Genomic DNA, 25,646 nt, shown 5'->3' on the forward strand with positions numbered 1-25,646 from the left:
GGTATTGCTTGCAATTTTATCCTCTTGGCATTTGTAAATTATACTCAACATAATGTACCATTTTTTTTCTCATAGCGTAAGTTTTGACTGATTTAATTGCTGAATTTTATGGGAAAACCAAAGCTAATTTCTGTGTTAAACTTGCACTAGCTATGAATATAATTGTTGTATTAATTATAGCAATAATGGATAGGTTAAATGCCACAGAATGGTCTAAAATCGATAATATAACTTTTCATAAGGTTTTTGGGTTATATAGTATTGCTTTCATAGGTTCAATTATTGCCTGTTACACTGCTCAACTCATTGATATTACAATTTATTTATGGATACGTAAAGTCACTCATGCTAGATGGCTATGGCTTAGGAACAATGGCAGTACAGCAATTTCGCTATTTGTAGATACTTGTATTGTTATTAGCTTCATGAGTATATTTGGAGTGCTACCAATAGATCGTATGTGGTCACTTATAGTGTACAGCTATTCATTTAAACTTTTCTTCACAATATGTAGTACTCCTTTATTTTACATAGGAGTTAGCATAATAAAATATGTTACTAAATATAAAAGTTAATTTTATATTTTTATTCCCCTATAAATTGTTCTCGTATCTCACGCAAGTTATTTTGCAAACTATGCCAAAGAATTTCAATTTTCTGCTCATAAGCCATTAGTTCAAGCATAGTCCAATTAAAATCATTAAGATATTCGTATAACATAAAAGGCATATCATTATTCTAGTATTAATTTAGCTACTTCAACTTGCAATTTGAATAAAAATCGCTATTCCCTGTCAATAATTAAATTATTAATTTTTGGTATATCAAGTCATTTTTTACTTACATCTATCAATAACATTCTAAAATGACCAATATTTATAACATAACCTATGTATGGATCTCCCGTAAAATGCAAGAAAAAACGCATATTCCTAGTTAGAATTTCTTGCATATTCTTTGTTTACCTAAAGAAATAACATACAGAGATCGAAAGCAAGCTAGATTCATTAATTGATTTAAGACTTGGTGGTGAAGTTAGTAAAGAAGAATTTCAAACTAAACGGTCAGAAGCTAGACTATACCTTGCGTCCATCGTTTGACGCATTCGTAAAATGCACTAAAATCGGAGAATGGCTGGAGCTAATAATAATTTTTTTACTTTTGAGAATTTTGTTATGCTCATGGCAATAATGTCCAAAATCTGAGGTTTTACGACTTTTGCTAAACCACGATTTACAAATGAACCTTATGTCGTGTACTAAGCCCTAAATATTTAAAAATAACACCCGCGAATTTAATTTTATCAAATTCACTTTGTTCTAATTCAGATACAATTTGAGCATGAAATTTATCATTCATATTTAATAACTTTGAAGAATACTCAAAGTGTACGGCAGATAAAATTACATTTCCCTTATTATATTTGATTTTTAAAACTGCTGGTAAAACTGACTGGTCTAGAAATTGATAGTACGCAAGAGTATTTATATTTTTATATAATTGAGTATCTACAAAATAAGGACCTCCATTATAATAAATCATAATTTTTTTAGATAAAGAATTATCGTCTATAGCTAACTTAATTAATGCTGCACGTACACCACTATTATTTTCATAATTATATTTTGCAAGAACAGGACCTATAGTTTTGTTGGGAAAAAATGCTAATTCTCTTTCTCCTAGGATTTCTAAAGAACCATCTTTATCAAATTCTACGAATCCTGAACCGTAATAAGCCCCTGCACAAATACCTAAATAATTACCTCCAATTTCTACATAATCTTTTATAGCTTTATTTCCTTTTCCATTAAGTTGTTTAGCATAATATATATCCCTCCCGCCGGGTATTATTAATAGAGCAGCTTGATTTGACCATTTGTTTTCTATAATTTCTGAGGCACTAATGAAATGTATTTTATAGTTGGATAAAACAATTTGCTTTAGTGTATACATAGTGTGCTTAATAGATTCGATAGACACTCCTAAATCATTATATAAATATATGATATTCTTCTTCATTCTATAAATATAATTAGTTAATTACCAAGAACGTGATTCAATAGCTTCAGCAATATTTTCTGCCGTTTTTAGAATTTTTATAATTGTAGGAATTATAGTTGCAATAAAATTACGTTCTAAACCACGGGTACGCTGAGCTACACTTATTTCTTGAAAGATACTAACAATCACAGGAATAAATCGTATGGCAAGAGATAGGGATAGACTTATTTTCTTATGATTAATCCCAACATAAGATAATAAAATTAAAATTTCATTAAGGCTATCAATCATTTCAGATATACGTGTTGTAAGTGTTATCAATGAAGCAAAAAGTAATAATGTTGCAAATCGAGTGATGACTTGTACTCCTACTATCCAATTATTGGTAAATATATGAACAAGTAGAATAATTAATAATATAATAATAATCTGGCGTAATTGAATAAATAATTTTTGTAGTGGTATTTTAGCTATAAAATACAAAAAAAATGTAAAAAATAAGCTTATACTAAGCAAAAATAAATTAGATACTAAAAATAATCCGCTTGAAAAAACGACTAGAGAATATAGCTTAATCCTTGGGGATAAGCGATGGATAGGAGAGTTATATTGATAATAAGTATCTAAATTCATATCATCATATTTTTATATAAAGGTATAGTAACAGAAGGATGATCATCTCCAACTATTTGCCCTTGCTCAAAAACAATTACACGATCAAAATTTGATAATAATTCAAGGTCGTGAGAAATCATAATAACAACTTGCTTTAAATCTTCTATTACTTGGAAAATATTTTTTTTATTTCTTAAATCTAAAAGCGTCGTAGGCTCATCAAATACTATGTAATCAGGTTTCATCACTAATACCCCGGCAATAGCTAATAATTGTTTTTGTCCGCCACTAAGAAGATGAGATGGAGATTTACGCAAATTATGTATATTATATAAGGATAAGATTGAATTTATACTTTGCTCAATCTTATCTTTATTGTAACCAAGATTTTTTAAACCAAAAGCAAGGTCTTCTTCAACTATTGGAAAAACAATTTGATTGTCTGGATTCTGAAATACAAATCCAACTTTACGTCTTATTTCTTTACCAAATTTACGTGTATCTAAACCATCAATTGTTACAAGTCCAGTAGTAGGTAGTTTAATGCCATTAAGGAGTCTTGCAAATGTACTTTTTCCACTACCGTTTGCTCCGACTATACCAATTTTTCTTTCACTTAGTATTAAACTGATATTTGATAAAATGTCATAATTATTAACACTGTAACTAACATTTTCAATTTTTATCATATAGACTTTATAGCTTATACTTTTACTAATATTAAAATTATAAAATAAAAACTTAATCTTGTATTATAGGGTAAGAACGTTTTACTACCATTGCTATAGTAGTAGCAATAATTGCTTTAATAATATCTCCTGGGATGAATATCATACTTCCAATAAGAGCTTGATTTATAGAAATATTAATAATTATATTAAGCCATAAAATACCTATAATATACATAATTAGTATGCCTCCAATTATTATATATATAAAAGCACTAATATTAGTTAAATTAGACCAATTTCTTTTAAATAAAAAACCAATAACAAACGCTGCAATCGACCATCCTAAAAGAAATCCACCACTCGGTCCTAAAATTGATCCTAAGCCTCCATACCCACCAGCAAGAACTGGAAGACCAAGTGATACTATTCCTAGAAAAAGAATTTGAGATAAAGCTCCTCTTTTAGCTCCTAAAATACTGCCAGAAAGCATAGCTCCTAGAGATTGTACACTTATAGGAACACCAATAACAGAAATTACGATACCAGGTATGATACCTAATGCAGCCGTAATTGCAGCAAAAAGAGCTATGCAAACTATATCCTGAGTATTCATTAATTTATATCTTCAATTTCATTTAGCAATTAACTTTATAAATCAAATATATCATTTTTATTTAATAATCAAGTTTTTTAATTATTAAATTACCTTAGTTCGATGTAAGAAAAAGTATTTGAAAAGTAAGAAGGGAGTGATTATAAACTTCTTTAACCGTGACAAAACGTGTGCTTCCTTAAACTTGGTATCCATTCACGACACCGGTCAAAATTTAATCATTAGTCTATTTTATATTCAAAAACTCACCCTAAAGACGCAAAAACCACAATCTTAAATTTAAAAAACTTATACGACATTACCCTATAGTTAAATTTTGGTCGGGGTCGTGAATAGATACTAAACTTGACTCTAAGCATATACTAGTTGTAATACTTTTGAAGCGATAGCTGAAGTAAGAGATACAATTATTATGTATACATTACAAATAAAAAATACTAAAGTACAGCTTGCAAACATGCAAGTTGCATGTAAATTGTAATCAGGTTTTGCCCCCCTATTGTAATGAACTATTACCCCCCCTAACCACATTAAAAATTAGTTAATTTAGGCACTTTTTAATTTAAATTCTAATCGAATCTAAATTAAAATTTAGAGAATATTGATATATAAAAAGTGATTGATAATCATCAGAATATCATGCTCATAGGTGGTTCTGGTTCTGCAAAAACTCATCTAGCAATTGGCTTAGCGTTCACTGCAATTGAAAGAAATTACAGGGTAAGATTTTATACTTTAAATGAATTAGCTAGCCAATTGCTTAATGCTAAAACGCATAATTATGAAAGCAAATTCATCGATTCAGTTAAGAGATTCCATCTGATTGTAGTAGATGAATTAGGTTATGTACCACAATACTACAACACAGACCCAAGGAGCAAAAATAATCGATATTACTAGGTAACAAGCGAAAGGAATCATCGTTAATTTGAAAAAAAGTATAAATATATATATTGACAAGCCTAAAATTTGGAGGAATTATGACAAACAACAAATTAGTGATATATCAAAGGCAAAAATAAGGTTACTTTTATAATAATAAATTAAATTATTGACACGCTAAGTAACTTATCGTAGCATAATCTAGAAAACTTGAAGAGTATAATGAAGGCTTTTAAGATATGATACCATCAATGTTAAAAAAATGATATCAAGAAAAAATGATTGTTTACAGAAGATCGATCAACTTATTGGAGAAAAGATTTATTCTCTAAGACTTGCTAAAGGGGTGTCACGACAACAACTGGCGGATATACTAGAAGTAACGGGGCAGCAGTTATAAAAATACGAAAGAGGCATTAATAGAATATCAATAGGTAGACTAGTTCTTATTGCTAAAGCACTAGATAAAAATATAGAGTATTTTTATAAAGATTTAGAAGATGCTGATATTGTACAGCCAGTATTTGTTGAAAATCATAGTATATGTATAGAAGTTTCAAGGAATTTTATGAAAATTCGTAGTTCAGAGCAACAGCAAGCTGTTAATGCATTGATACGATCTTTGATTACTAAAGAAGTTGAAACATCATAAACTTATAATTAGTAATAGTGCTTGAAAAACAAGACATGGAATAAGAGAAAGCAATAAACAGACACAAGATTTACAACAACTAGTATATCTTGTTAAAATTAAGTCGGATATGATTTTTAAATGCATATAGACGAAAATATGCCTAGATTATGAATACATGTTATTGCCATCTATATGAGGTTTGAGTTTGAAGAGCAATAGATAGATTGAGTACAAGTTTGGTTCAAACTAATATCATGCAACAATTAATACAGCAATTCAAATCGTTCATTATTGCTATTATTGTTTTTTTATTTTTTAATATTGGTTTTTATATTTACCTTTTACATCTACAAAAAGAAAAGGAAAAATTAATGCTTGCTGGTTATTTAGATAGTGTTGGTAGTTTATTATCTCATGATTTGACAACAGTCTTCAACAAATCTAGCTATAATAAAACCTTTTTTTTATTTAAAAATTTTTCAAGAACAAATAATGTTATAAGCGAAAATACAATAAAAATCACACCATATACAATTTCTATTAAAAATTCAGCAGAGCAGTTTATATTTGATTTACAAGAACTAAGGGATAATTTAAATAAAATATTTCCCCATTATATAGGTTATGCAATCATAATCAATGATTATACTGTTGCATTTGGTCTAGACTATAAAAAAAAATTTAAATGTAAAAAAAGATTATCAAATTGATTTAAACACAGTTTTGACCATAAAAGTAGGAATTAACAAAAATTCTAAATTTTATCTTTTAAACAACAATAAAGTGTACCAATATACTTTTATAACTGTAGTTTTGACTTTTTTAATTTGCTCATTGTTTTTGTATGTTTACCTCAGAATAAAAAAAAGAAGGGAAGAGAGACTTTATATATTAGAGCGTGATTTATACGAAGAAAAAAAGATTAATAGTACATTGTTGAGCAACAAAAAAATTAATCAAAAACTAAAGAAGCTCTTTATAAAAAAAAGCAACCGAGATGTATATCAAGCAAGAAATGGGTATAAGTGATAAGAAAATAATTCAGAATATATCCCCAAGTAACTATTTATTTCCAATGTGCTTATACGATACATCTCCTGAAAAAATAGATATAGTAAATTTAACTAAAGTATTTAGAAGAATATTTTTCTCCTTATTTCATTACAATAGCCTTAAAGGTACAAGCTAATATAGACACAATTAATATTAATTGTACGACCGAAGTTTTTTATCAGTTAATTTTTAGCCTTATTTTTAATTTAATGGAATTTATGGATAGGCAGAGTGAAATTCCTAAAATAATGGAAATAAGTTTTACTAACAAAAAAGTTATTATTAAATATGACAGTTTTCCTTTAAACGAAAAAAGAATGGTGGATTTGTCTGAAACTATAGTCAAAACTTACGCTATGTAAGGTTCTAAATAGCGTAAAGAGGGTGAACGTAACTGCTGTTGCATATAATGATCTAAAAGCCCTAACTTTATTTGATAAACCGTCTTACCTATCAAAACTTACGCTATGAGAAAAAAAATGGTACATTATGTTGAGTATAATTTACAAATGCCAAGAGGATAAAATTGCAAGCAATACCAGTTAATAGGACAGATTACTGTCAATTTCTAATAGTGAGTCAAAAGAATTATAGTTTGACCTACTATGCTGAACATGCCAAAAAATGTAGCCATGATGTTATTAATAGATTTTTAAAAAATGAAAAATATACACCTTCTTTGTTATGGGAACATATTAAGGATGATGTTATTTTATCGCCTAACGGATATACAATATTTGATGATACGGTGTTAAATAAAAGAAATACCAAGAAAATAGAAATTGCTAGATCACAGTACAGTGGGGCTACAGGTGGTATTACTACTGGTATAGGAGTAGTAAGTTTGGTATATTATAATCCGGATATTAATAAGTTTTGGGTAATAGATTACCGAATTTTTTCGCCCGAACATGATGGAGCGACAAAAGTAGAACACCTATTAAATATGCAAAACTTACGCTATGAGAAAAAAAAATGGTACATTATGTTGAGTATAATTTACAAATGCCAAGAGGATAAAATTGCAAGCAATACCAGTTAATAGGACAGATTACTGTCAATTTCTAATAGTGAGTCAAAAGAATTATAGTTTGACCTACTATGCTGAACATGCCAAAAAATGTAGCCATGATGTTATTAATAGATTTTTAAAAAATGAAAAATATACACCTTCTTTGTTATGGGAACATATTAAGGATGATGTTATTTTATCGCCTAACGGATATACAATATTTGATGATACGGTGTTAAATAAAAGAAATACCAAGAAAATAGAAGTTGCTAGATCACAGTACAGTGGGGCTACAGGTGGTATTACTACTGGTATAGGAGTAGTAAGTTTGGTATATTATAATCCGGATATTAATAAGTTTTGGGTAATAGATTACCGAATTTTTTCGCCCGAACATGATGGAGCGACAAAAGTAGAACACCTATTAAATATGTTAAATAATGCTGTGTATAGCAAAAAGATTCCTTTTCAAACTGTGCTTTTTGACACATGGTATGCTACGCATAAAATTATGCAACATGTTGATTCCTTGGGTAAATATTATTATGCTCCTATTAAAGCAAATAGAAACGTTACTAAAACTTCCTCTTCTAAGCCTTATAAAGCTGTTAGCAAGTTAACGTTTTCAGATGAGGAAATTAAGAGCGGAGTGGAGATTCATATAAAGGGCTTTGCAAAAGATAAGCATGTTAATTTGTTTAAACTTACTGTTTCTACCAACAGAGTTGATTATATTGTTACCAATAACAAAACTCAAAAATCTTCTAAAGCCGTACAAGATGAGTGTGGCTTTCGTTGGGTAATTGAGAGCATGCATAGAGAAATCAAGCAACTTACCGGTATAGAACGATGCCAATGCAGAAAACAACGCATCCAGCGTAATCACATTAGTTGTGCATTTTTAGTGTGGGCTTTTCTAAAAAGAACTGCACACAAAATAGGTAAGACGGTTTATCAAATAAAGTTAGGGCTTTTAGATCATTATATGCAACAGCAGTTACGTTCACCCTCTTTACGCTATTTAGAACCTTACATAGCGTAAGTTTTGATATATAAAAAAATTGCTGAGAAAACCACTGATATTAATTATAAGGCTATAGGTTTTAGTGGTAACACTGCCTTACACCTTTTAGTTGCTAACACAAGAGAGATAATGTTTTCTAGTGAATTAAATAATGAGTTACGGGATGCAAATCAAGTATATATAGGTGGACAAAAATTGGTAGTAGTTGATGAAGATCTTACCCTAGCTGGACTTGGTGGTATTAGGTTATCTGATGGTTACACTGTAAATCAAGAAAAAACCTTAAGAATAACCAAATTCCTAACCGACAGAGGAGCTGATATTAATGCACAGAACGATGAGGGACTTACACCATTTTTTATGGCTTGTACTCATAAATTTAACTATTTGGCTTCTTGCTTTGTCAGTCAATTTTGGTTGGATTTTAGCATAAAAGATTTCAATGATCAGACAGCTTTACATTATGCTGCCCTTCTAGAAGATACTAGTATTTTACAATTAATTTTAAACAAGGGTGTTGATATTAATAGCAGAAATAGTGGTGGTGGAACACCTTTATATTGTGCGGTTCATAATAATAAAAAACCTATAGTAGAATTCCTATTAAATAAAGGGGCTGATGTTAATATTCCAAACAATGATGGTATCCATATATTACATGTGGCTGTCGGAATTAATTCATTAGAGTTAATAAAGTTATTAGTTAAGTATGGTGACATAAATATTAGGTCTAGTAATGATACTAAGATTACCGCTTTGTGGTTAGCATCTCAAGATGGTAGGTTAGATATAGTAAAAGCTCTAGCGGATTTAGGAGCTGACTTAAATATTATTCGAGCAGATACTGGAGCCTCTCCATTATACATCGCTACACATCAAAAACGAATAGCAGTGGTAGAAGAATTATTAGCCAGAGGAGCTGATGTTAATATTCCAAACAATGATATCTATCCATTACATTTAGCTGTTAATATTAATTCGTTGGAGTTAGTAAAATTGTTAGTTAAGTATGGTGACATAAATATTAGGTCTAGTAATGATACTAAGATTACCGCTTTGTGGTTAGCATCTCAAGATGGTAGGTTAGATATAGTAAAAGCTCTAGCAGATTGAGGAGCTGACCTAAATATTATTAGAGCAGATACTGGAGCCTCTCCATTATACATCGCTACACATCAAAAACGAATAGCAGTGGTAGAAGAATTATTAGCTAGAGGAGCTGATGTTAATGTTTCAGCCAAAGATGGTAGCCATCCATTACATTTGGCTGTTAATAACAATTCATTAGAACTAATTAACTTATTAGTTAAGTATGGCGATATAAATGCTAGAACTACTGATGAAAATAAGGTTACTGCTTTATGGCTGGCATCTCAAGATGGTAAGTTAGAGATAGTTAAAATGCTAGCAGATCTAGGAGCTGACTTAAATATTATTCGAGCGACGGATGGTACATCACCTATGTATGTAGCGATGCAGAAAAAGCAGATAGCGGTGGTAAAAGAATTATTAGCTAGAGGAGCTGATGTTAATATCCCGAGTGAAGAGGGTTGGTATCTATGGCACGGGCTTAGTTATCAAGGCTTCTTAGACATAATGCAATTACTTTTCCTAAAAAATCCTGACATAAACTTAAAAACAGCTGATGCTGGGCAATATACTGCTTTGTGGTTAGCATCACAACAGGGACATATTGAAACAGTCAAGTGGTTGGCAGAACTTGGTGCTGATGTTAATATTGCAAGGCAGAGGGATGGGACTACTGCTTTACAAACAGCAATAGTCAACAACCATCTACCAGTAATAAAGGTTTTAGTAGAAGAATGTAAGGCAGATATTAATAAGACGAATCTAGATGGAGCATCACCATTATATTATTCCTTGGGTTATTGGCATCAAGCTTATAAACTTGCGATTACCAAATTTTTACTGGAACATAATGCTAATATTCATGCAAAAACAATCTTCGGAGACCAACCTATCCATCGAGCAAGTAATTTAGCTGATGTAAAAGCTATAAAATTATTACTTGATCATGGAGTCTCAATAAATGAAGTTAACAATGATGGTAATACACCTTTACATTTTTTAGTTAATGCAGAAAACACGGCTGAAGTAGATAAGAGGCTAACAGCAGTAAAATATCTACTAGAGCGTTCAGCTTCTGCTACTATCAAAAATAAAGAAGGTAAAAGTGCCATTGATTTAGCAAAAGATAATTTCCCTGAAGCTCTAGCCTGCCTTGAACATCCGGAGAACTTGCCACAACTTAGTGAGTTTGAAGCAACTATTATAGGTTTAACTGATTTTAGCATTTAATATTAGGTTGCTTTCTTCATAATATTTTTGAACAAGATAACAATCTTAGTTCATGGATGCTAATTTTTACTACAATTATTTTTTTATAAAACACTTAGTGCAAGTTATAATCATGTTATGATGACCTTGTTTTTATAATTTAATAAAAATATATAATGATTCTCATACCAATATTTAAAAGTTATTTGGAATGCATCCGCATTCCAAACATTGGAGTAGTGTTTTTATCGGAACTCTCTACTGATGTTTTGTCTGATAAAGTTATAGTATCGGGCTTGCGGCATTTTGATAAAAGGTTTGCACCTAGGCGTTTATTTGACGTGCCTGTAAAAATGGGGTGGATCAAGCATCCTACTTTAGAAAAATATCTTAATCCTTATCCAATATTTTTTTTAAATGAGTACAATATGACGTTTATTATGGATAAATTAGGCGGTATAGTCACTAGATGTAATTCTGTATTTGCTTAAATTACTAGTGATGCTAGCTTATTTGTGCTACAATTTGTTAGATATAAGGCTTTATGGTAATTTTCAAATATAATCAACTAGTATGATAGTTAAACTTTCGGATACTAATACACAATTTAAAGATACTGATCCTGTTAAGGATAATAGTAATCCACCTAGAATGAGGGTAGGTACTGATGATTTTAAAACATTATTGTTAAATAGTGATGTATTTGTTGATAAAAGCTTAATGATCAAAGAATTACTAGAAGATAGTGGAGAAGTAATTCTAATCACCCGGCCAAGACGTTGGGGGAAGAGTATTAATATGGATATGCTCCGGAAATTCTTTGAAATTGAAGTAGATGAGATAGGTAAGCCTTTAGCTCAAGAAAAGAGAGTAAATCATAAACTCTTTACTGGAGGCATAGTAGATTTGGACTTTGATGAAACCAAAGAGTTACAGCCTTTAAAAATATCCATTCATAAAAATATAATAAAGCGTCAAGGTCAATTTCCAGTAATATATATAAATTTTAAAGAAGTGAAGGGGAGTAATTATAAGGAAATTGTTAGTAGCATTATAGATCAATTAATAGAATTATACGAAAGATTTAATTATTTAGAACAATATATTCAAGAAGATAATAAATTTTTCAGTATTCCGCAAAAAGTAAAGTTAAAAAATTATCTAAGTGGTGATATTAATATAAGCTATTTAAAAAATAGCCTGAAGTTTTTAAGTCAAATATTGTATAAACATTTTAAACAAAAAGTATACATATTAATAGATGAATATGATACACCAATTAATAATGCGTATTTAGAATTTGGCCATAAAACAAAAGAATTTGAGCAGATTCTTAAGTTATTTAGAGGAATATTTGGTAGCAGCTTAAAAACGAATCCCTACTTAGAGAAAGGAGTAATTACTGGCATATTACGGGTTGCTAAAGCTAACTTGTTCTCAGACTTGAATAATGTTACTGAATATACTTTACTTGATGATGATTTCTCTAAGTTCTATGGCTTCACTCAAGCAGAGGTAGATGATTTGCTTACAAAAGTACCGCTCGACACTAATACTGAACAAATTAAGGATTGGTATAATGGTTATACATTTGGTGGAGAGGTCATTTACAATCCGTGGTCACTAATGCAATGTTTAGCACACAAAGGTAAGCTTGATTATTATTGGCTAGATAGTGGAGGCACAGGTCTTGTTGATAAAGCATTATTGTCAGACGAAATGCAAGAAGATTTACAGAGCTTAGCTGCTGGAAAAAGTATTATCTCACCTATTACCAAACAAATAAGTTTTGCTGATATCAATAAACCAGTAGGATTGCTCAGTTTATTACTGTTCAGCGGTTATTTAAATCCTACTGCCAAAATATCAGAAAAAAATATCTATGAGCTATCTATCCCTAATTATGAACTAAAATATATCTATGAAACAAGAGTGCTGCAATGGGTTACTGATCAATTAAAAATTGATAGCTCTAGATATTATTCGTTTATTAGTTTATTGCCAACAGGTAAAGTAGAGGAATTTAAAGAGCGTTTACAAGAATTGTTGCTAAATTCTACTAGTTTTCATCAAACAGGAGAGAAAAAGGCAGAATTATTTTATAGCGGCTTTATGCTTGGTTTAATTAATATGTTAGCACCTAGTTACATAATAGCAAGTGAACAGGAGTCAGGAAGTGGCAGAGCTGATGTGATCATGATCCCAAAAGCTGGTAAAGGAGATAAAGCAATTATTATTGAGTATAAGATAGCTAAAAATACAGAAGATTTAGCCTTGGTAGCCCAAATGGGATTAAAACAGATTATAGATAAGCAATATGACACTAAGATAAAAGAATATTCTCATGTCAAAAAAATCATTAAACTTTCTATGGCTTTTTGCGGTAAGAATATGGAGTTACAATACCAAGTTGATGAACCCTAATAATAGAGTGTAATGGCTTGAATAACCAGTAATTTTATGTCTGTTGTGGTTCTGAAATTGTCCACTACGCCCCGCCAATCCCTATCAGCCGTCTAGATTTTCTGACTTTACTAAAAATTTCATATGTAATTTATATGTAACTTCTCAGACAAATTTCCTGAAATTTGACCTACAAAAAAATCTATTTTTAACCCTATTACAAGTGGAGGAAATATGACAGAATCGTTAACTTTTTCTCGCTCTATAGTTGAAAATCAAGATATTATCTTTTATAACATAGTCGGTAATTTCATCCCACCTGAGTGGCGGAATCTTATCAACGATCGTGGTAAACGATTAAGTACAACTTCTCGTCAACTTTTGTCTTTGATAGTTTCTCGTCTACAATTTGATAACAAGAGGGATAGACCAGTAGAAGAATTACGGGAAGGCTTTCTTTTCTTCCAACAAGAGCTAGGAGTTGGTCAAAAACGGGTAAAACAATGTCTGTTAGAACTGAAAGACAGTGGTTTGATTGATTTTTATTCAACCACTCTGATTATACATAATATGAGATGTCCTCATATTCAATGTATCAAACTTCTTAAAAATTTTGTCAGTTTCTGTAAAACTAGTGACGACTCTAACCAACAAAAATCTTCAAAGCGACCTGAAATAAATTACAGCTTATGGCAAAATATTCTACCTAACCAGCAAAAAATTTCCGGTCAACCTGAAAAAAATTTTCAAAAAAACGCATCTATATATATCTATAATATCTAGATATGGAAAAAATCAAGAAAATTGTGGACAAGTCTGTGGACAAACTGTGTCAGATATTGATTCAACTACGGAGCAAAGCGTTAATTTACCACTTGAGGTAACGGTAAACTCAGTAAATGAAACGTTACCCTGCAATTCCACAGACTGCAATTCTTCTGAGGCAACTCCAACTGATGACGAGTCAGATTACGATTCAGATTCTGATTCAACAGATGGCTATTCAGGGAGGTAGCGGGTCTGAGCAAGAAGCTAGTGGGAAATTGCCTAGGTGGCTCAGTGATATTGCCAAACAGGCTAAAGTGTAAATTGTAATCAGGTTTTGCCCCCCTATTGTAATGAACTATTGCCCCCCTAACTACATTAAAAATTAGTTAATTTAGGCACTTTTTAATTTAAATTCTAATCGAATCTAAATTAAAATTTAGATAATATTTAGTTACACTCAATTAGTGATTTTCAATTATACTTTTTGCTAATTTACATCTTTTCCTCCTCTAAAACTTTTATTACCAGTTTCTATGATGTGTCAATCTATCGAACATTACTTTTGTTGCTTTAGCATTACCAAATATATCACCCCATTCTTCAAATCTCAAATGGCTAGTGATAATAAGCGAAGACTGCTCATATAATTTAGCAAATACCTCAAATAACAGGAATCTAGCATCCACTTTTATTAGTACATAACCTAATTCATCTACTACAATCAGATGTAATCTCTTAACTGAATCGATGAATTTGCTTTCATAATTATGCGTTTTAGCATTAAGCAATTGGCTAGCTAATTCATTTAAAGTATAAAATCTTACCCTGTAATTTCTTTCAATTGCAGTGAACGCTAAGCCAATTGCTAGATGAGTTTTTGCAGAACCACCTATGAGCATGATATTCTGATGATTATCAATCACTTTTTGTATATCAATATTATCTAAATTTTAATTTAGATTCGATTAGAATTTAAATTAAAAAGTGCCTAAATTAACCCGAGTTGCCAATTAATTTATAAGAGCAGAGCTAGGTTTTATGAACATTTGAAGTTAATTTGTAACATTAAAACACTTAATAAAAACTATATTTTTTAGAAATATGTTTGTATTAAAAATGTTTTAGTATCGAGCCTCACATGAAACCAGCGTTAAATATAGCTTTTGCCAGTATAATTAATTGGCAACTCGGGTTAAATTAACTAATTTTTAATGTGGTTAGGGGGGCAATAGTTCATTACAATAGGGGGGCAAAACCTGATTACAATTTACACTTGCTTACCTTTTGCTTCATGGGTTCTCCGAAAACTCCTAACGATTAGATTTACAGATTCATAACTACCCTGATAACCTGATATCTTCAACTGTTCGTATAGCTTCTTACCAGTCATCCTACGTCTAACTGGTTCTTTGATATTCTCTGCTAATAGTTGATTTAACATCGCAAGATATCCACCCAAAACTGGCTTAGCTTTAGTATATTTGGCTAATTCAAATTTGGTTGCATCACTGCGTATAACTTTCTTAACGGTATTTTTTGATATATTAAGCCCTTTGGCAATTGCTTTAATTGCTTTGCCATCAACATGATACATTTTGCGTATTTTTGCAATTGATTCCACGATAAACACTCCCTAAAAACTCCTTAAAAAAATATTTAAAATATTAATTTTCTAGAGATATTGTTACTTTTTTAGAGGGGTCATTTTTCGTTACAATCTTTGCTCTAAAGGGGGCAAAACCTGATTACAATTTACAGGAATCTTTTAATCATAGAGCATCACAAGGGGAAATTGTAGTAGTCAGAGAAATATAGAAAAAATATGAAGAAGTTTTGCAAAAGAAAGTAACTAAATCAGCAATCTACAAAATTTTACATCGTCATTGTTGGCGTAAAGTTTTCCCTCGTCCCCATCATCCAAAACAACAAAACTTACGCTATGTAAGGTTCTAAATAGCGTAAAGAGGGTGAACGTAACTGCTGTTGCATATAATGATCTAAAAGCCCTAACTTTATTTGATAAACCGTCTTACCTATTTTGTGTGCAGTTCTTTTTAGAAAAGCCCACACTAAAAATGCACAACTAATGTGATTACGCTGGATGCGTTGTTTTCTGCATTGGCATCGTTCTATACCGGTAAGTTGCTTGATTTCTCTATGCATGCTCTCAATTACCCAACGAAAGCCACACTCATCTTGTACGGCTTTAGAAGATTTTTGAGTTTTGTTATTGGTAACAATATAATCAACTCTGTTGGTAGAAACAGTAAGTTTAAACAAATTAACATGCTTATCTTTTGCAAAGCCCTTTATATGAATCTCCACTCCGCTCTTAATTTCCTCATCTGAAAACGTTAACTTGCTAACAGCTTTATAAGGCTTAGAAGAGGAAGTTTTAGTAACGTTTCTATTTGCTTTAATAGGAGCATAATAATATTTACCCAAGGAATCAACATGTTGCATAATTTTATGCGTAGCATACCATGTGTCAAAAAGCACAGTTTGAAAAGGAATCTTTTTGCTATACACAGCATTATTTAACATATTTAATAGGTGTTCTACTTTTGTCGCTCCATCATGTTCGGGCGAAAAAATTCGGTAATCTATTACCCAAAACTTATTAATATCCGGATTATAATATACCAAACTTACTACTCCTATACCAGTAGTAATACCACCTGTAGCCCCACTGTACTGTGATCTAGCAATTTCTATTTTCTTGGTATTTCTTTTATTTAACACCGTATCATCAAATATTGTATATCCGTTAGGCGATAAAATAACATCATCCTTAATATGTTCCCATAACAAAGAAGGTGTATATTTTTCATTTTTTAAAAATCTATTAATAACATCATGGCTACATTTTTTGGCATGTTCAGCATAGTAGGTCAAACTATAATTCTTTTGACTCACTATTAGAAATTGACAGTAATCTGTCCTATTAACTGGTATTGCTTGCAATTTTATCCTCTTGGCATTTGTAAATTATACTCAACATAATGTACCATTTTTTTTCTCATAGCGTAAGTTTTGACAAAATAAAGATGAGATGGAAACTTTTAAAAAAACTTCAGCTCAGTGGTTACCGCCGCAAATACACAATCTAAATCACAGGGACTTGAATTACAAGTGATGTTTCAAGATGAGTCTCGTTTTGGAAGGATAAATGATATAAAAACCTCAGTTGGGGTATTATATTTTAACAATCAGGTGGGCAGCCGCTTCAAACCTGATGGTTTCGATAATTTCACCGAATTTGGGATAAGAATTTGTCAATTCTTATCCCAAATTCGCGTTATATATAAGAACTTAATTTTCTGGCAATAATATTTCTCTCTTACCAGTATGGTTAGGAGGAGATATTACCCCATTTTGTTCCATTTTTTCAACAAGAGTAGCCGCTCTATTATAGCCAATTCGTAAACATCTTTGTATATAGCTAATTGATACTTTTCGTTCTAATTGTACGATTTGTACTGCTCTTTTATATAAAGTTTCATCACTGCTTGAATCATCTCCTGGACTTTCGCCATTTACTTCATCATCATCTAGTTGTTGGGTCACTGCTGAAATATATTCAGGCATTCCCGTGGATCTTAAATATTGGGTAACCTTCTCTACTTCTTTATCATCAACAAATGGACCATGCACCCTAGTAATCTTTGAAGAATTACCCATATAAAGCATATCTCCCATACCTAGTAATTGCTCAGACCCTTGTTCACCAAGAATAGTTCTACTATCAATCTTAGAGGTTACTTTAAAACTGATACGACTTGGGAAATTAGCTTTGATTACCCCAGTAATAACATCAACAGAAGGTCTTTGGGTTGCCATGATAATATGAATACCTGCTGCTCTTGCCATTTGAGCTAGACGCTGTATTGACAATTCAATATCTTTGCCAGCTACCAACATTAAATCAGCCATTTCATCAACAATTACTACAATGAATGGTAACTTTTCCATATTCATTTCAATCGTTTCATAGATAGGATTACCAGTTTCTGGATCAAATCCTGTTTGAATAGTACGCTCTAATATCTTACCTGCCGATGTAGCTTCTGAAATTTTAGCATTATAACCTGCTATATTTCTTACCCCAATATTTGACATTGCCCTATAACGATTTTCCATCTCTTTCACCGCCCATTTAAGGGCTACCACTGCTTTGCTTGGCTCAGTAACCACTGGAGTTAGAAGATGTGGTATGCCATCATAGGTAGATAATTCAAGCATTTTGGGATCGATCATTATTAAACGGCATTCCTCCGGGGTATAGCGGTAAAGTAGGGAAATTATCATAGCATTAATTGCCACTGATTTACCGGAGCCTGTCGTACCAGCAACTAACAGATGTGGCATTTTTGCTAAATCGGCAACAAAAGGTTTGCCAGCGAGATCCTTTCCTAGAATCAATGGTAGCATAATACTGCTATCTTGATATTCCGGTGTTTCAATTAATTCTCTTAGACAAAAGAAAGCTCGTTGTTTATTGGGTAATTCAATACCTAAAACGTTTCTACCTGGTATTACAGCTATTCTAGTTGATATCGCAGATAAAGACCTAGCAATATCGTCTGATAAGCCTATAATCCTAGAAGATTTAGTACCAGCAGCTGGTTCAAATTCATATAACGTTACCACTGGACCTTGGCTAATATTAATTACCTGACCTTTAACCCCAAAATCACCTAGAACAGTTAATAATGCTTGGGCATTATGTTGTAGTTCTGATGAAGTTTCTACTTTGATATTTTGGTTGTCAGCTTGTTTTAATAATTCGATAGGGGGCAAGTATGGTAATTCGCCATTTTCTTTTTTGAATGGAGATTGTTGTTTTGAAAAATGGGAGTGTATGTCATTATTTTTTTCTTGTAATGCATCTATTTTATGAGCATACGTTGCTTCTTCTTGATTAATAAAAGGTATCTTTTTTATCAAAACTTGTTTCGTTGACTTGGTATTTGTCGATATTGTAGGTAAAAGTATAAATTTTTTATAAGGTATTAGTTTGAATAATTTAATTATAGCGATCCCAAAAACTGAAAATTTTATTTCAGTCAATAAAAATAATAAAATAAATGTAGTAATAATTAAAACGTAATCGGCTCTAGCGTCCAATTGCTTGATTATTGGATAAATAATAGTACCTGTTGTCCCACCTGCACCTGCCGGTAAATAATTAATTTTTATATTAGTGCAGACTATCGATAATGATATAATTGACAGCAGCATCACAATTATCCTGACGGTAGCCCATTTCTTCTTTAAATGCCATACACTCAGAGACCAAAAAATACAACAAATTGGTAAAATAAAGGACGCTATACCAAAAAACTGGTAAAAAATATCTGCCAAATAAGCACCGAAATGACCTAATAAATTGCTAGGATATTTGTCTGTGACAGAATTAAAGGAAGGATCATTTGGATTATAAGTCACTAGTAATAGAGCAGTAGAACAGCCCACCAGCATTAATAAAGCAGACTGCACTCTATTATTAGTAAAAATCCTGTTTATGTAATATAGCACAAAAGTTGCCTAAAAAAATGAACCACTTCGGTCGTTGCCTAAGATCCTCAAAGAACCTGTATGTAAGGTGGAATCCATATATCTGTATAATAGATTCAGACAGGGACGGTTTCCTAATAATAAAAATTATAGTTCCGGGGCAATACGTTAAGCTCACGAACCAAGCAGCCCATTACATTTCAAACATTGATGTTTCATACACGGGATTATATAATATCACTTTCCAATCTTTCTCGCAAGGTCTTCTAAATATCCTGCTATAGTACTTAACGTTTCTGCAAATTTTTCTTCTTCGGGAGGTATATTAGCACCATCAATTTTAGCAATTTTGTTAGTCAAGTGTTGTACTTGCTCCTGTAAACTCAATGCAGACATAACTAATAATAGTTCAAATGATGCTGATGGGTTAACTTTTTTTATCTGAGCAATATTTTCATTTAATTTGGCTGCAAGATTGCATAATTCTTCTCTTGATCCTTCACTACATGCAAGTTGGAAAGTTTTGCTACCAAGTGTTATTGTTACTATAGACATCTTTATGTATTTTTATGTTTTATTGCTTCAAGTTCAGCAATATATATGGCTATTTGCTCAAGTATTTTTGTATAATTATCCCTGAGCTGTTTATTTTCATCCTACAGTTTATTGATTTCTTCATGCTGTCTAGCGATATTTGATAAGAGACCTTCAAGACCTTGATCCACTTCTTGCATTAACTTAAGTAATAAATCATTAGTTATTTTCATTCAGATTATAATATTAAGTGATAAATTATTGGAATTATTATTAATATTAAAACAGAAATAATAATTAGTTGTTTTTTCCATTTATAGTCCAATATCATTGGATATGACCTATTTCTGAGGTCAATATCTTTTGAAGATTCCTGATTGTCTTTTTCACTGAGATTTACATCTATCCCTAAATAGTTTGAGTATAATTTAAGATAACCTTTTACATAAACTTCCGCTGGCATCGAACTAAAATCCTCCTCTTCAAGAGCTACCAAATATTGCTTCCTAATCTTCAAATAGCTAGATATTTCTTCAAGAGTTTTACCAGATTCTATTCTCGCTTGTTTTAGGGATGACGACATAACGCATTACTCAAGCTTACGCAAAAAAGTTTCAAATTTTTTGTTTGCTAAAATTAAAATATTTAAGTCAATAGTTTCTTGCAATCTAATTCCTTTTACAAAATCTAAAAAAATACATGCGGCATCTATATTATTATCAATCCATAACTCTAAATCAATATTTAATTTAGAGTTGTTAATTATTTTAGCCAATAATTGTCTTTGTTTATCATATAAGTCATCTTTTAATGATTGAATTGATAATCTATTCCAGTAGGAATCATTTAGTTGTTTATCACAAGATTTACGAAGCCAATCAATACTAAATTTATTACCAGTAGTGAAATATAAATTAGCAACATCATTATTTTTAGCTTTTGTCTTTTTTGCAATATATATTATATCAAAGACAGACACTAGGCTGTCAAGAGTTGCAATCCTGTGAGCTATTTCATCTGTCACTCCTGATAAAGTATATTGCTTAACTTTATTATCGAATTTGTTTTTTGCTTCTCCTAAAAGAAGATTACCAACCACTTTACTAAGCATTCTAGCTGGTTCATAAAATTCATCAATGGTATTGCTAATATTGATAGGATGTTTTATATGCTTTAGAAACCAAGAGATACCTCTACGCATAATTTTAGCAAGCTCAGTGAACATGTCAATTTTAACTTTATGATCTATATTACTTGCTAGAGATTCTACTATAGCCCATAAATTATCTAAATCAAAAATTTCACAGATAATAGTATACGAACGAACTATATCACAAAGAGCAGCCTGAGTTTCACGTTTTATAAGATTAAGTGATGGTCCGCCTAATTGATTGACAATTTTATTTGTTACAACGGTTCGAATAATTTCATGCTTAAGCGGATGAGCTAAAATTTCCTCACGGAATTTTTCTTGCATTAGTTTTGGAAAATAATTAATCAGATAAGATTCAAAATACTTATCTTTTGAAAATGTTGCTGTTATTAAATCATGATAGACTGAGCGTTTACTATAAGAAAGTAATACACAAAGCTCGGGGAGGGTCATATTTTCCTTATTAACTGCCCTTTTACTGAGTTCTTCCTGAGTTGGTAAGAACTCAACAGTTCTATTAATTAATTTTTCTTCTTCTAAAGTATCAATAAATTGGCTAAATACTCCGATAGTTGAAGTACTAGATAATTGCATTATATCAAGTGCCTGAGTTTGTTTATAGTTATCAACTAAAACCAGTTCCTCGACGTGTTTTGTCATAGTAAATAAGAACTTATTACGTTCTTCTAAACTAATCTTATTAGAGGACATAGCCTGATTAAGAGCAATTTTGATATTTACCTCATGATCCGAACAGTCAACACCAGCTGAATTATCAATGAAATCAGTATTTATTCTCCCGCCTAGCTTGCTATATTCTATTCTACCTTGTTGTGATACGCCAATATTTCCTCCTTCTCCTATTACTTTAGCTCTGATATCTTTACCATTGACTCTAAGATTATCATTTGCCTTATCGCCTATCTCTAGGTGATTTTCCGTTGAAGCTTTTATATAGGTTCCTATACCGCCATTCCAAAGCAAATCAACTTCTGCTTGTAGGATAGCTCTAATCAGATGTTCAGGAGATGATTCGTTAATGTTTATCTTTAGCAATAACTTGGCTTCTAGGGATAATGATATAGACTTACTGCTTCTCTCAAAAACTCCGCCACCTTTTGAAATTAATTGTTGATTATAGTCAGACCAATTTGATGTAGGTAACTTGAATAGTCGCATACGTTCATTGAAACTAATAATTGGATCAGGTTGTGGGTCAATAAATATATGTTTATGATTAAATGCCGCAACAAGTTTTATGGTATTAGACCTAAGCATGCCATTACCAAAAACATCCCCAGACATATCGCCAATACCAACAACAGTAATAGGGTCTTTTTGTACATCAATACCCATAGCATGGAAATGGCTTGCTACAGAAATCCAAGCTCCTTTTGAGGTAATAGCCATTTTCTTATGATCATAACCTACTGATCCACCGGAAGCAAAAGCGTCGCCTAACCAAAAATTATATTCAGCCGACACACTATTTGCATAATCCGAGAACGTTGCCGTACCTTTATCGGCTGCAACCACGAGATATGGATCTTCTTGGTCGTAGATAATAGTATTTTTTGGCTGAATAACTTTACCATCAATTATATTGTCAGTAATATCAAGTAATCCACGGAGAAAATTTTTATAACACTGCACCACTCTTGCCATATATTCTTGGCGAGTCATATTATCATCAGTGAAATTAACGAAAAATCCACCTTTTGAGCCAACAGGTACAATAACTGAATTTTTGGTCATTTGGGCTTTCATTAGTCCTAATACTTCTACTCTATAATCCTCACATCTATCAGACCATCTAATACCTCCGCGAGCGACGACGCCCCCTCGTAAATGGATAGCTTCAAAATCATTATCGTAAACAAATATTTCGGCAAATGGTACTGGCAAAGGCAAGTGAGGAACTTTTTGCGAGTCAAATTTAAAAGAAAAATAATTTTTACTGACTGTACTATGCTTGTTAGCTGAATTTTTTAAGTCATTAGAGCTAGGCTGATAACAGTTAGTTCTTACAATAGCTTCAATAATATCAAACATCTGTCTTAAAACCTTGTCCTCACTACTGCTAGTAATTGTATTAAGATAGTTAAAGATACTATCTTTTATAGTTTTTAAACGTTCATCTGAGCAATTTGCGGGATTAAATTTAGTATCAAACAAATCAACCAACATTTTAGTATATAAAAAATGCTTTATTAAGGTCAACTGAACGTAGCCCTTGCCATAGACAAAGCCGGTTTGATGTAAATATCTAGTTAATGCTTTAACCAACTTAACTTGCCACCAATTAAAGCCCGATAACACTATTAATTTGCTTAAAGAATCATTAGCCAAAAGTCCAAGATATATCTTATCTAGAGCCTCTTCTACGTTTGCTTTAAGTAAATCAATATTGCTTTCAATAGTTATCAATGTTTCGAGAGTGAACTCATATATCCAACTTTCTTCAATATCTCCTGCTCCTTTTATGGTAAAGCTTTGTTCATCTATAGCTTTGAATCCCAAATTTTCTATAGATGGTAATAAGTCTGAAAGAGCTAATTTAGGTGTTGGGCTATAAATTTTTAGCTGGAACTCTTTATTATTTATAGCAATTAAATTAAATATCGGTTTGCGATAAATACTAGCTTCCTTTAAATAGTCAATATCTATTAAAGCTGTTTGTCCATTAAATTTTTCTCTATAGTCGATAGGAAAAATTGGGTCAAAAAGCTTAAAATTTACTCCCCCTTGGTATTCACCAAATTCTTTACATAACTTTTGGTAAAAATCTTCACTCCAACGAGTGGAGAGCTTATCTAATTCTTGCTCTATTAGTTCAACATCAAAATCAATATTCTTTTTATCCTGTAGCTCCAACGTAACAAATAAATATGAAAAATTTTCTACCACTTCTGCAGTATAATCTAAAAGTATTAGACCACTAAGTATATTTGATAAATAATAATTTATGCTACTATGTACTTCTAGTGTCAAACGATCTCTTGGTAAAAATATTATGACATTAATAAACGAACCAGACCAATCTTGCTGAATAAATAATTTAAGTTTTTTACTCGTTATCCCTGAGAATACGTGTAAGCACATACAGTATAGATCACCTTCATCAATTTGTATCAAAGCTTCTTTAGGCAGAGATTGAATTATATTTTTAAGTTTCTTGGTATTATATCCACCAATCGGGAAAGCGGCTTTATCTACAACAAATTTTAGTTTTTGTCTCAGTATGGGAATATCAGTAACTAATTGATAATACATTGCAGAGCTATATAAGCCAAAAATTATACTACCTGAATGATATTTTTTTTCCTGATCAATTTTCTTAATTAAAATATAATCTACTAAGTTACTTCTATGTACTTTTGATAAGATATTAATTTTACCTAAAATAATTAGTTTATTTTCATGTAATGAATTTGCTGAACGTTCTATAATATCAAGCACTTCACCACTATTTTGCCATATCTTTTTAATACCATCTTCCAATGAAAAATTTTTAGAAGTTAGATCAAAGTTAATCATACCTAGAAAAGTAAAATTATCATCTTTTAACCAATCTAAGAAATTTATAGATTCATGATAATCTAAATGATTCTCATTATATAATTGCTGATTATTTTGGATATCGTTTGAAATTAACGTCACTCTGTTTAAGATTTTAGACCATACATTATAAGTAGTATCTACCTGATCTAGAACTTCATTTAAAGTCATTTTCAAAGAGCTAATATCTTTTTGATCAAAACTTCCTAGAATAGTGATATGGACTAAAGATTCCTCTCTATCTTTCTTTATATCTAATATTTCTTGTAAGTTACCATCATTGTTCCTTACACAAGCTATAATAGGATGAAGTAAAAATTTAGCTTTTAAATTTAGACTTGTTAATAAACAAATGATCGAATCAACTATAAATGATTTGTTATCATTCAGTAGCAAAATATTAATTGCAGGATCATTTTCAATTACTGTACTGACAATCTGCAACTTTCTTTTATCAGGCTGTTTTTCTTGAAAGAACTGAAAGGCCTTATTTGTAAACTCATCAAATAATTCTAGTCTATCTCTAAATCTATAGTCTACAGGGATATAAGCTAGAAATTTCTGTACAAACTTACTATAAAGAGGGGTGCTATAAAATGGATTCCCATTTTTTACTGTACTCAGTGATAAAATTTCTGATTTATAATTAGGAACTTGACAAGTAAGCTTACTCAAAGCTAAAGATGTCTTTTCTGTTGTCATAGCTGTTACCAAACTTTATAATTGTTTCAATAGATTACCAAGTAGGCAACAAGTATTTAAATAGCTTAAATTAGGAATAATATCACAGTATACTCGATGTCATATATGGACAAAGTTCATGCAATCATTCCTACTTCCCTTAATGTCATCCCTGCGTAGGCAGGGATATAGATTCCCGCTGCAGCTCGAATGACATTAAGTAATATAG

24 protein-coding genes, 1 other RNA gene and 1 pseudogene are annotated in these 25,646 nt (G+C 31.2%); 13 read left to right on the top strand and 13 right to left on the bottom strand.

What is annotated here, in order from left to right; all coding sequences use genetic code 11:
• Positions 1-83 precede the first annotated feature (83 nt).
• A complete protein-coding gene (locus tag AAGD19_RS06210; RefSeq protein WP_341747591.1) occupies positions 84-575 on the top strand; it encodes a queuosine precursor transporter in 492 nt (163 codons plus the stop codon).
• Positions 576-585: 10 nt separating this feature from the next.
• Here AAGD19_RS06210 and AAGD19_RS06215 read toward each other — a convergent pair whose 3' ends face one another.
• The 5 genes from AAGD19_RS06215 to AAGD19_RS06235 form a co-directional block, all read right to left on the bottom strand.
• Positions 586-729 carry a hypothetical protein gene (locus AAGD19_RS06215; RefSeq protein WP_341747592.1) on the bottom strand — a complete coding sequence of 48 codons (144 nt, stop codon included), beginning with the start codon at positions 727-729 and terminating at the stop codon, positions 586-588.
• A gap of 504 nt (positions 730-1,233) precedes the next feature.
• On the bottom strand, positions 1,234-2,019 hold the full coding sequence (locus tag AAGD19_RS06220) for a BPL-N domain-containing protein (RefSeq protein WP_341747593.1): 786 nt from the start codon (positions 2,017-2,019) through the stop codon (positions 1,234-1,236).
• A 21-nt stretch (positions 2,020-2,040) separates the two neighbouring features.
• Positions 2,041-2,634 (bottom strand): energy-coupling factor transporter transmembrane protein EcfT, encoded by a 594-nt coding sequence (locus tag AAGD19_RS06225; RefSeq protein WP_341747594.1) that lies wholly within the window; start codon positions 2,632-2,634, stop codon positions 2,041-2,043.
• Positions 2,631-3,305 carry an energy-coupling factor ABC transporter ATP-binding protein gene (locus tag AAGD19_RS06230; protein WP_341747595.1) on the bottom strand — a complete coding sequence of 225 codons (675 nt, stop codon included), beginning with the start codon at positions 3,303-3,305 and terminating at the stop codon, positions 2,631-2,633. The genes AAGD19_RS06225 and AAGD19_RS06230 overlap by 4 nt, the downstream gene beginning before the upstream one ends.
• A gap of 52 nt (positions 3,306-3,357) precedes the next feature.
• Entirely contained in the window at positions 3,358-3,900 is a 543-nt protein-coding gene (locus AAGD19_RS06235; protein WP_341747596.1) for a biotin transporter BioY, read from the bottom strand.
• 615 nt (positions 3,901-4,515) lie between these two features.
• Here AAGD19_RS06235 and AAGD19_RS06240 point away from each other — a divergent pair.
• The 11 genes and pseudogenes from AAGD19_RS06240 to AAGD19_RS06290 all read left to right on the top strand — a co-directional run bounded on the left by AAGD19_RS06240 (position 4,516) and on the right by AAGD19_RS06290 (position 13,989).
• Complete coding sequence (locus tag AAGD19_RS06240) at positions 4,516-4,800, top strand: ATP-binding protein (protein WP_341747597.1); 285 nt, start codon at positions 4,516-4,518, stop codon at positions 4,798-4,800.
• Positions 4,801-5,047: 247 nt separating this feature from the next.
• A pseudogene (locus AAGD19_RS06245) lies at positions 5,048-5,434 on the top strand (helix-turn-helix domain-containing protein).
• Between the two features lie 236 nt (positions 5,435-5,670).
• Positions 5,671-6,126, top strand: coding sequence for a hypothetical protein (locus AAGD19_RS06250; RefSeq protein ID WP_341747598.1), 456 nt, complete (start codon positions 5,671-5,673; stop codon positions 6,124-6,126).
• A gap of 561 nt (positions 6,127-6,687) precedes the next feature.
• On the top strand, positions 6,688-6,831 hold the full coding sequence (locus AAGD19_RS06255) for a hypothetical protein (RefSeq protein ID WP_341747599.1): 144 nt from the start codon (positions 6,688-6,690) through the stop codon (positions 6,829-6,831).
• A 212-nt stretch (positions 6,832-7,043) separates the two neighbouring features.
• Positions 7,044-7,511 carry a hypothetical protein gene (locus AAGD19_RS06260; RefSeq protein WP_341747600.1) on the top strand — a complete coding sequence of 156 codons (468 nt, stop codon included), beginning with the start codon at positions 7,044-7,046 and terminating at the stop codon, positions 7,509-7,511.
• A gap of 28 nt (positions 7,512-7,539) precedes the next feature.
• Positions 7,540-8,523 (top strand): transposase, encoded by a 984-nt coding sequence (locus AAGD19_RS06265; RefSeq protein ID WP_341747601.1) that lies wholly within the window; start codon positions 7,540-7,542, stop codon positions 8,521-8,523.
• 3 nt (positions 8,524-8,526) lie between these two features.
• Positions 8,527-9,618, top strand: a complete 1,092-nt coding sequence (locus AAGD19_RS06270; RefSeq protein ID WP_341747602.1) for an ankyrin repeat domain-containing protein — start codon at positions 8,527-8,529, stop codon at positions 9,616-9,618.
• Positions 9,619-9,669: 51 nt separating this feature from the next.
• Positions 9,670-10,824 (top strand): ankyrin repeat domain-containing protein, encoded by a 1,155-nt coding sequence (locus AAGD19_RS06275; protein ID WP_341748488.1) that lies wholly within the window; start codon positions 9,670-9,672, stop codon positions 10,822-10,824.
• Between the two features lie 218 nt (positions 10,825-11,042).
• Complete coding sequence (locus AAGD19_RS06280; protein ID WP_341747603.1) at positions 11,043-11,294, top strand: hypothetical protein; 252 nt, start codon at positions 11,043-11,045, stop codon at positions 11,292-11,294.
• Positions 11,295-11,376: 82 nt separating this feature from the next.
• Complete coding sequence (locus AAGD19_RS06285) at positions 11,377-13,227, top strand: AAA family ATPase (protein ID WP_341747604.1); 1,851 nt, start codon at positions 11,377-11,379, stop codon at positions 13,225-13,227.
• A 213-nt stretch (positions 13,228-13,440) separates the two neighbouring features.
• On the top strand, positions 13,441-13,989 hold the full coding sequence (locus tag AAGD19_RS06290; protein ID WP_341747605.1) for a hypothetical protein: 549 nt from the start codon (positions 13,441-13,443) through the stop codon (positions 13,987-13,989).
• A gap of 506 nt (positions 13,990-14,495) precedes the next feature.
• Here AAGD19_RS06290 and AAGD19_RS06295 read toward each other — a convergent pair.
• Both AAGD19_RS06295 and AAGD19_RS06300 read right to left on the bottom strand, forming a co-directional pair.
• Positions 14,496-14,897: an ATP-binding protein gene (locus AAGD19_RS06295; RefSeq protein ID WP_341747606.1), complete on the bottom strand. Its 402-nt coding sequence runs from the start codon at positions 14,895-14,897 to the stop codon at positions 14,496-14,498.
• Positions 14,898-15,241: 344 nt separating this feature from the next.
• The gene (locus tag AAGD19_RS06300; protein ID WP_341747607.1) at positions 15,242-15,595 is read right to left on the bottom strand and encodes a hypothetical protein; all 354 of its coding nucleotides are present in this window, start codon (positions 15,593-15,595) and stop codon (positions 15,242-15,244) included.
• Positions 15,596-15,807: 212 nt separating this feature from the next.
• Between AAGD19_RS06300 and AAGD19_RS07555 the strand changes: the two genes are divergently transcribed.
• A complete protein-coding gene (locus AAGD19_RS07555; RefSeq protein WP_410520809.1) occupies positions 15,808-15,927 on the top strand; it encodes a winged helix-turn-helix domain-containing protein in 120 nt (39 codons plus the stop codon).
• Here the strand turns inward: AAGD19_RS07555 and AAGD19_RS06305 are convergent.
• The 6 genes from AAGD19_RS06305 to AAGD19_RS06330 all read right to left on the bottom strand — a co-directional run bounded on the left by AAGD19_RS06305 (position 15,907) and on the right by AAGD19_RS06330 (position 25,438).
• The gene (locus AAGD19_RS06305; protein ID WP_341747233.1) at positions 15,907-16,890 is read right to left on the bottom strand and encodes a transposase; all 984 of its coding nucleotides are present in this window, start codon (positions 16,888-16,890) and stop codon (positions 15,907-15,909) included. The two genes, AAGD19_RS07555 and AAGD19_RS06305, sit on opposite strands and share 21 nt — an antisense overlap.
• 396 nt (positions 16,891-17,286) lie before the next feature.
• Positions 17,287-19,512: a DNA translocase FtsK gene (locus AAGD19_RS06310; protein ID WP_341747608.1), complete on the bottom strand. Its 2,226-nt coding sequence runs from the start codon at positions 19,510-19,512 to the stop codon at positions 17,287-17,289.
• A gap of 15 nt (positions 19,513-19,527) precedes the next feature.
• Positions 19,528-19,686, bottom strand: a non-coding RNA gene (gene ssrS, locus AAGD19_RS06315) — 6S RNA.
• A gap of 42 nt (positions 19,687-19,728) precedes the next feature.
• The gene (locus tag AAGD19_RS06320; protein WP_341747609.1) at positions 19,729-20,046 is read right to left on the bottom strand and encodes a cell division protein ZapA; all 318 of its coding nucleotides are present in this window, start codon (positions 20,044-20,046) and stop codon (positions 19,729-19,731) included.
• Between the two features lie 217 nt (positions 20,047-20,263).
• Positions 20,264-20,608 (bottom strand): helix-turn-helix transcriptional regulator, encoded by a 345-nt coding sequence (locus AAGD19_RS06325; RefSeq protein WP_341747610.1) that lies wholly within the window; start codon positions 20,606-20,608, stop codon positions 20,264-20,266.
• A gap of 6 nt (positions 20,609-20,614) precedes the next feature.
• Positions 20,615-25,438: an NAD-glutamate dehydrogenase gene (locus AAGD19_RS06330; protein WP_341747611.1), complete on the bottom strand. Its 4,824-nt coding sequence runs from the start codon at positions 25,436-25,438 to the stop codon at positions 20,615-20,617.
• Positions 25,439-25,646 lie beyond the last annotated feature (208 nt).

The organism is Candidatus Tisiphia endosymbiont of Dascillus cervinus (assembly GCF_964026405.1).
Taxonomy (GTDB): domain Bacteria; phylum Pseudomonadota; class Alphaproteobacteria; order Rickettsiales; family Rickettsiaceae; genus Tisiphia.